This is a genomic window from Anaerotruncus sp. 1XD42-93, from assembly GCF_009917605.1.
In the GTDB taxonomy this organism is placed as follows: Bacteria; Bacillota; Clostridia; order Oscillospirales; family Ruminococcaceae; genus Anaerotruncus.
On the sequence record NZ_QZEG01000093.1, the window covers coordinates 1 to 5,880 of the forward strand.

Consider the following 5,880-nt stretch of genomic DNA (forward strand, 5'->3'; position numbering starts at 1 on the left):
TACGACTCCCGTCCTTTTTCTTCCATATCTCTATTTTACCACGTTCTTTTCTCCTTGTGAATACAGGTTCTGAATCTTGCGGCTGGTATCTTTTGCCATAAACTCATTTATCAGGTTCTTGAACGGAACAAAGTCCGACAGGCCCTTGTCGGTATCCTCGTTGTCGTTGACGGCGATATAGCGGACTTTCAGCTTCGGAAACACGAACTCCAGGTAGTAGCCCATCATGATGTGCTCACGGCCAAATCTGGATAAGTCTTTCGTGATAACACAGTTGATGTTCCCCGCCTCGATCTCATCCATCATGCGCTTGAACTGGGGACGGTCGAAATTCGTTCCGCTCCATCCGTCGTCCACGAACTCGGACGCCACATGGAACTCCGGGTGTTCCCGGACATACTGGGTGAGGACGGTGCGCTGGGTCTCAATGGAAACGCTGTCGCCAAAAGACTCATCATCACGGCTAAGACGCATATAGAGCGCGGTGTTATATTGCGGTTGTTTCAAAAAGTTACCTCCTTCAATCATGAAACAACCCGCGCTTACAATACTCATACTGGTGCAATTATACCATAAGCGCGGGCCGGTTTCAATTCATATCTATCAGTTTTTCTCCGTCTGATGGGCGGCGGAGTAGCGAATCACATTCTCAATCAGCGTCCCAATGGGTTTTCCATTATCGTTGAAATGCTCGGCGACCCGGATACGGGAGTTACCATAGTAGAAGTACAATGTTCCGTATTCGTCCTCCACATAGAAAGTGGGAACCTCGTCCGGTTCAACGTAGGCAGCGTTCCATTCGTCAATCAACTCCTGCGGCGCATCGAACATCGGCTCATAGCAGGCGCACAGGTCAATGGGTTCGTACACATAGTTTTCAAAATTGTTCAATAAAGTACCTCCATAATTCGTAGTCTGTTGGGTCAGTCAACCTTGCGCCTGACCCACTGAATGTCATAGCCCAGCGCATCGGCAAGCTGGACAGCCTCTTTGTAGCGGAGGGACTCCCGCTGGAGCTTGTTGGAGAGATTGGACACACTGTCCGACCAGCCGTACACATCGGACAGCACATCGACTACCTCCTGCATGGTCATCCCCTGGCGCACAATGTACGCCTTGATCTCGTTCCTCATATCGGATTTCAAAGTTTTTTCCTCACTTTCTGATGAATTTGATGTTGTGTTCTGAAAAGCACTTTTACGGAATGATGAGGATTTTCGCAGTTGTAATTTCCGTTCAGATTTGCTATGATGAAGCCTAGGTCATAAGGGGCCTATATCCACTTCACGGCTTTACATGATCTCTGCCGGAACAGTGGATTTCCTCGCCTTTTCGTAGAGGGGCTACACGGTTTCGTAAATCACCTATGGGTGTAATTCGTTCATCGCAGAATAATATTTTTCACGAAAATCACAAGGATTGAATTTTGCCCCGGCATTTTAAGGTCAGGGTAGCGCGGTTGCCTATAAAAAGATAAAGGCAAACTCAAAACCATCCGTACATACGTACATCGGTACAACCTGCCGTCTGTGTACGCCTGTACGCACGTACAGATAATTTCATTTCTTTTTTATAAAGCGGTCGGCTTGATCAAGACCTCAATTCCCAGGTAGCCCCGGCATCGCTTGCCGCTGCCGATATACACGTTGTTGGTGGCCTCCAGCCGGTAGGCGTCGGCGTTCTGCGCGATGAAGCCGGAAAAGCTCTTGGGGGAAAGCGGGTTCTCGGCGTTGTCCTCGCACCAGACCTTATAGGCGGCATAGAGGTCACGGGTAGCGGCCTCGCTGTCTGCCTTGAACCGGACATATCCGGCAGAGGCCAAGAAGTCCATGATGTTGTTGGCCTCCCGGACTACAACAGAGATATTCTCCCTGGCCCGGTCGCTGATGGTGAACCGATAATTGTTTACCAGCAGGCGGTTAAGCCCGTCCAGACACCAGAGGAAGATACCCTCTCGCTCGGCAATCAGCTTGTCCGAGAGAAACGGATCGTCCGCTCTCCCTGCTGGTTTGTCCTTTGTGGTCAGCACGATCTGGCGGCGAAAGAAGCCGTCAGACCTGTCATGGAGGGCGGTCAAGGCCCCGTTGCCGAAACAGAGGAACCGCACATAAAGCTGGCTCTGATAGCTCTGAACGCCCTTGCGCTCCATGTCCATCTTGCACTCCGAGGTCACGATGGATTTGATATAGTTGGTCTTGGGCAGGGCGCTCATGTCCATGTCATCGTCCACCATCAGGAGCTTGCTTTCCAGGTCGGCGCGGCTGAACCGGTTGTTCTCTACTTTCTGGATACTGGTGGTGTTCATGCTGTCCCCGAAGATGGAGCGCATCACCAGCCCTATCCGGCTCTTGCCCTCGCCCCCCTTGCCAATGAGCATGAGCATCTTCTGACCCCTGGTGGTGGGGAGCAAACAGTAGCCCAGGTACTCCTGCAAGGTGGGGATGTCCTCTGGGTACAGCAGTTCCGCCAGAAAGCGCGGCCACTTCTCCGGCGGCGGTACATCAGGGCGATAGCTGACGGTCAGGCGGTTGTTGCAGTAGGCTTTTTCCGGCGAGAAGCGGCCATCTACAAACAATGTGCCGTTGGCAACATGGATACGGTCGCACTCCAACGCTATCGGCTCGGAGTACGCCGCCATCCGCAGGGCGTTCAGAAGCTCGTCCACCTTCCTGGCGATTTTGGTTTCCAACCACGGGCTGATCTGGTCGTAGATTTCCTTTTTCAAGACGCTCTCGTCCGCAACTAGCCCATCCACCGTGTAGAACCGCCCCCGGATGCAACGCATGGGATGTTCCCGAAGGAATGTCCGGCAGAAAACCGGTTCCAAAACCTTATAGTCCTCCGTCAGCCAGTCGGGAAACCCAGACTGTACTTCTTCATTTTCATTCATTCTCGCATACCTCCAATCTGTAAAAATCGGGCGTCTGCCGCGCCCTTCTGCTATGGTTATGAGCAAATTTGAAAAAACCGGGCTAACGGCATGACAGTCCTGTTTCAAAAAACATGACAGAGGGGATTTCGGTAGCCGCTACCAAAAATCCCTCTGTCAGTGTAATAGCGATTATCGCTCCATACCCTGCTTGACAGACTGCGCCGCCCTGCGCTCGGCATCCTGTCTCGCAATCTCGGCCCTGCCCTGTTCCAGTTTGGCAAGGACGGACTCTCTGGCTTTCTCCTTGATCTGCCTGGTGGCGGCGGCTCTGACCTCCGGCTTTCGCAAAACCGCCTGCACCCTGGCAAGCACCTTTTGAGCGGCTTTGTGGATCAGCTCCTGCGCCTTTCCCAGCACCTTGCCAATCAGCCCTTTCTCCACCGGGGAGTAGCGCCGCTCCGGGGCCAGACACCAGTCCTTGTAATCGGAGACGATCTTCTCGTCCTGCAACTGCGTTTCGGCGCGAACGGCATCGGTCACAAGCTCCACCGCCTTGTCGTAGGCAATCTCTGTGACCTCATCAATCAGGGCCTCGGCATCCTCCAATCGAAGCGACACGGTCTCTAACGCCTGTGCCTTTTCTTCAATCGCCGTCTCCTGCTCCGTAATCAACTTCTTCTGCTTCTGGATGATATAGTCGTTCTTCTCCAGATAGCTGCGCCCACGGTTGCCGGGGTCAGGTTCTTCCTCGACAGCCAGCCCATGCCGTTTGCAAATATCAAACAGAATGACCCGGCAGACCGCATCGAAAACCATCTTCCGGTTGTTGGTGCGCCCCTGTTTTTTCTCAGGGTCAGGTAATTCAAAACCGAGCGCCTCCAACGCCTTTTCCTGTTTCGGCTCCACCTCGCCATAGCGGTTCACATAGTCGAACACATGACGCTCATGGATATGGGGCGTGGCCTCGTCCAGATGGAGCGCCCAGTCAATAACATGGATATGTTCACCGAAGCGGCGTTCAAGTTCCATCATAAATTCTCCGACAATTTCCAGCAGCGTGTCCGGGGAAACGGATTCCTCCATCGTGCCGATCTGATAGATGGTTTCCTCCGGACAGAAGCGTTTGTCAGCCAGCAGATCATCCACGTTCCGGTCACGCTCAGAGTGACGGCGTTTGGCGCTCCGCTCATGCTGGCCGTCAAGATAATCCGAGTAACGGTTCAGATAAAAGGCCCGCTCCACATCCGCAAAGGACACCTCGGCATCCTGCTGGGCTGGATAGGTCGCGCCCCGGAAGCAATCCCAATAGATGTTCTGTGAAATCCGCTCACCGTCAATGAGGTCAGCGTGTTCGGTATCGAAGGTCCTGTCATTGTGAGTTGATTTGTAGACCCCGCTTTTTCCGGCTCTCCCGTTGTGCCGGGTCAGTCTTTTTGCCATTCTGCTCTCCTTCCTGTTTTTCGTTTTTTTGCTGTTCCGGGAGTAGCCCAGGGGCGGCGAAGCCGCCGAATCTGAGTGCTTTGCGCCAGATAATAACCCAGTATAAAGTGACGCGGAGCATCACTTTACTGAGCCAAGGGTTTCACCCTCTGGACACCGGAGCAGGCGTTGTCACCCTGCACCCGCCCCAAAGGGCTTTGCCCTCTGGACACCCAGCAGGCGCTGCCGCCCTGCACCTGGCCCAAAAGTTTCACCTCTGGACACTGACCAGTGGTACTGCGTCCCCTGGACCCCTGCGCAAAGGGTTTGCCGCCCTCTGCACTCCCGCCGTTCTTCCCGTAACCCGTTCCTGCCCCTGTACTCTCAGCGGCGTTTTGTTCTCCTTGATACGCTTCATGCGATACTTCACCAGAGGACATATCTGTTTCGGACGGTCATTCTTTTTTCAAGCTGCAATGCTGTGTGACACAAACATCGTAGCAGAAAAAAGGCCACTCTCCCGTATATCCAAGAGGTAGGAAATCCGGCCTGAAAACCGGATATTTCCATGCTCTCGGAAATGTGGTAGAATGGCAGTAAAATTAGGGGGAGGCAGCGATATGTCATTGACGATACAGGAACGAATAAAGGACCTGCGGGTGGAGCGCAAGCTGACGCTGAAAGAGCTTGAGGAACAAACGGGACTGTCCTCATCCGCGCTAGGCAGCTATGAGGCGGATGAAACCAAGGACATCAGCCACTATGCCCTCATCAGGCTGGCGAAATTTTACGGCGTGACCACCGACTATATTCTGGGTCTGACAGAAACTAAGCGCCACCCAAACGCTGATCTGGCAGACCTGCGTTTGAGTGACACTATGATTGAAGTATTAAAAGCGGGACGGATGGATACGGCCCTGCTGGGGGAACTGGTAACGCACTCGGATTTTGTAAAGCTGCTGGCCGATATTCAGATTTATGTTGAGGGCATCGCCGCCATGCAGATACAAAATCTGAACGCATGGGTAGATGTGGCACGGGCTGAAATCGTGGAGAAGTATCAGCCGGGAGAGAACGACAGAATGATCTATCTTCTGCAATCGGCCCATGTGGACGAGGGAGAATATTTCACCAGTCGGGTGCATCGTGACATTGACGCAATCATGGAGGATATGCGGACAGCGCACCTGGGCCGGAGCGACAGCGCACCGAAAAACTCCGCCGCAGAAGAATTGAAACAGGACTTGGAGGAGGTTGCTCGTTTCAATGGCAGTAAGCTGGAACAGCTTATTATGCTGTTCTGCAAGCAGACAAAGCTCCGCTACAACAAACTGACCGAGGAAGAAAAACAGTGGCTGGCACGAATTGCCCAGAAGTCAGAACTGCTGAAAGGGGCGGTTTCGCAGAGGGGAAAGAAACGGAAATAAATCATGGATGCAGTTTTCTAAAAAATTTTGACAAGGACAGCATCTGTCTACCCCATGTGCTATAATGAATATAATCAGTCGTCCTCAAATAAGAAGCTGTATTCATAAGCGTTTAAGCAAGGTATGGAAATGAGAAATTTTGACGATAGTCTCAGCAGATGA

General features: G+C 52.6%; 5 protein-coding genes and 1 pseudogene. 1 reads left to right on the forward strand and 5 read right to left on the reverse strand.

What is annotated here, in order from left to right:
• Positions 1-66: 66 nt before the first annotated feature.
• From D5269_RS16540 to D5269_RS16560, 5 genes and pseudogenes are all read right to left on the reverse strand, one after another.
• Positions 67-507, reverse strand: a pseudogene (locus D5269_RS16540) (recombinase family protein); the annotation flags it as partial.
• 96 nt (positions 508-603) lie between these two features.
• On the reverse strand, positions 604-891 hold the full coding sequence (locus D5269_RS16545) for a hypothetical protein (RefSeq protein ID WP_016317309.1): 288 nt from the start codon (positions 889-891) through the stop codon (positions 604-606).
• A gap of 32 nt (positions 892-923) precedes the next feature.
• Entirely contained in the window at positions 924-1,145 is a 222-nt protein-coding gene (locus tag D5269_RS16550; protein WP_016317308.1) for a hypothetical protein, read from the reverse strand.
• Positions 1,146-1,570: 425 nt separating this feature from the next.
• Entirely contained in the window at positions 1,571-2,890 is a 1,320-nt protein-coding gene (locus D5269_RS16555; RefSeq protein WP_120487029.1) for a phage/plasmid primase, P4 family, read from the reverse strand.
• Between the two features lie 171 nt (positions 2,891-3,061).
• Positions 3,062-4,312, reverse strand: a complete 1,251-nt coding sequence (locus tag D5269_RS16560; protein ID WP_120487030.1) for a hypothetical protein — start codon at positions 4,310-4,312, stop codon at positions 3,062-3,064.
• A 599-nt stretch (positions 4,313-4,911) separates the two neighbouring features.
• Here D5269_RS16560 and D5269_RS16565 point away from each other — a divergent pair.
• Complete coding sequence (locus tag D5269_RS16565; RefSeq protein ID WP_120487032.1) at positions 4,912-5,718, forward strand: helix-turn-helix domain-containing protein; 807 nt, start codon at positions 4,912-4,914, stop codon at positions 5,716-5,718.
• The last annotated feature ends 162 nt before the right edge of the window (positions 5,719-5,880 follow it).

What these genes read in the sequence shown, in the direction of transcription:
- D5269_RS16555 (WP_120487029.1), bottom strand. Translation starts at nt 2,890, where the DNA reads ATGAATGAAAATGAAGAAGTACAGTCTGGGTTTCCCGACTGGCTGACG.
- D5269_RS16565 (WP_120487032.1), top strand. Translation starts at nt 4,912, where the DNA reads ATGTCATTGACGATACAGGAACGAATAAAGGACCTGCGGGTGGAGCGC.
- D5269_RS16560 (WP_120487030.1), bottom strand. Translation starts at nt 4,312, where the DNA reads ATGGCAAAAAGACTGACCCGGCACAACGGGAGAGCCGGAAAAAGCGGG.